Raw genomic sequence first — 1,423 nt, 5'->3', positions numbered from 1 at the left:
TTTTCAATGATCATCGCGTAACGTTGTGAGCGAACGCCGCCAAAGCCGCCAGTATCCATTTCCAAGCCTAGCGCTTTAGTAAAGCTAGCATCACCGTCACCTAGCATCAAAATCTCAGAAGCGTTTTGAGCTTCACCCCATGCGTTCATTACGAATGCATCGTTCACCGCCACACAAGCAATTAAATCAACGCCTTTGGCTTTTAATTGATCTGCGAGTACTACGTAGCCTGGTAGGTGAGCTTCTGAGCAAGTTGGAGTGAATGCGCCAGGAACCGCGAATAGCACCACTTTCTTGTTCGCGAACAGTTCGGTCACATCGTGGTTGACCATGCCATCGGCAGTCAGTTCACTTACGGTTGCAGAAGGTAGTGCTTGGCCTTGTTGAATCATGATTTTCTTCCTTTATTAAGTGCTTTGTTGAGCTTTTTCAGTCTAGCGCTTAAGTCCCGTTTTAACCACAGAGGGTTTGTAAGGGTATACCGCATTACATCGATGAATGTTGTGCAACATATTGTTCGACTTGATGACGATATTGAGCCTTCAACTCGTTGTCGATGAAGCTTGCATCGATAGCGTTGAGCGTGAATTTCGCCAGTTCTTCTTTGCTCATTGGATGTGCTTGATTTACTGCAAGGAAGTTATCGGTCATGTAGCCACCAAAGTAAACGGGGTCATCAGAGTTAATGGTTACCGCCACGCCTTTACGCAGAAGCTCTACGATGTTGTGCTGTCCCATTTCATCAAACACGCAAAGTTTGATGTTAGACAGCGGGCAAACGGTCAGTGGCATTTTGGTTTCAATTAGAGATCCCACTAGAGCTTCATCTTCTACGCAGCGAACGCCGTGATCAACGCGGCTCACTTCCAACATTTCAATCGCGTCGGTAATATTTTGCGCTGGTCCTTCTTCTCCGGCATGTGCCACGGTAAGTAGGCCTGCCTCTTTCGCTTTCTGGAAGACACGTAAAAACTTAGCTGGTGGATGGCCTTTTTCTGATGAATCTAGCCCCACTCCAATGATTTTATCGCGATGCTTTAAAACAGATTGCAGTGTTTCCATCGCGCTTTCTTCTGACAAATGACGAAGGAAACAAGCGATGATCTGCGATGTGATGCCTAATTTTTCGAGACCATCTGTCAGCGCTCTAGAAATGCCGTTGAGTACGGTGTCAAAGTTAATGCCACGTTCAGTGTGAGTTTGCGGGTCGAAGAATATCTCGGTATGAATCACATTGTCTGCTGTGCAATGCTCCAAGTATTCCCACGTTAGGTCATAAAAATCTTGCTCTGTGCGTAAAACATTTGCGCCTTGATAATAGAGGTCGAGAAAAGATTGCAGATCTTCAAATGGGTATGCCTCTCTAAATTCGCTTGGTGACGAATAAGGAATATCTATGCCATTGCGCTTGGCAAGTTTAAAC

2 protein-coding genes are annotated in these 1,423 nt (G+C 45.7%); both read right to left on the bottom strand.

Annotated features, from left to right (window positions below):
• A partial coding sequence (locus R7Q38_RS23355; RefSeq protein WP_318114463.1) for a peroxiredoxin occupies positions 1-392 on the bottom strand: 392 nt, incomplete at its 3' end.
• Between the two features lie 94 nt (positions 393-486).
• A partial coding sequence (locus R7Q38_RS23350; RefSeq protein WP_318114462.1) for an adenosine deaminase occupies positions 487-1,423 on the bottom strand: 937 nt, incomplete at its 5' end.

This window comes from Vibrio sp. Vb0598 (assembly GCF_033338935.1).
Taxonomy (GTDB): domain Bacteria; phylum Pseudomonadota; class Gammaproteobacteria; order Enterobacterales; family Vibrionaceae; genus Vibrio; species Vibrio alginolyticus.
This window is presented reverse-complemented; position numbering and strand designations above follow the sequence as displayed.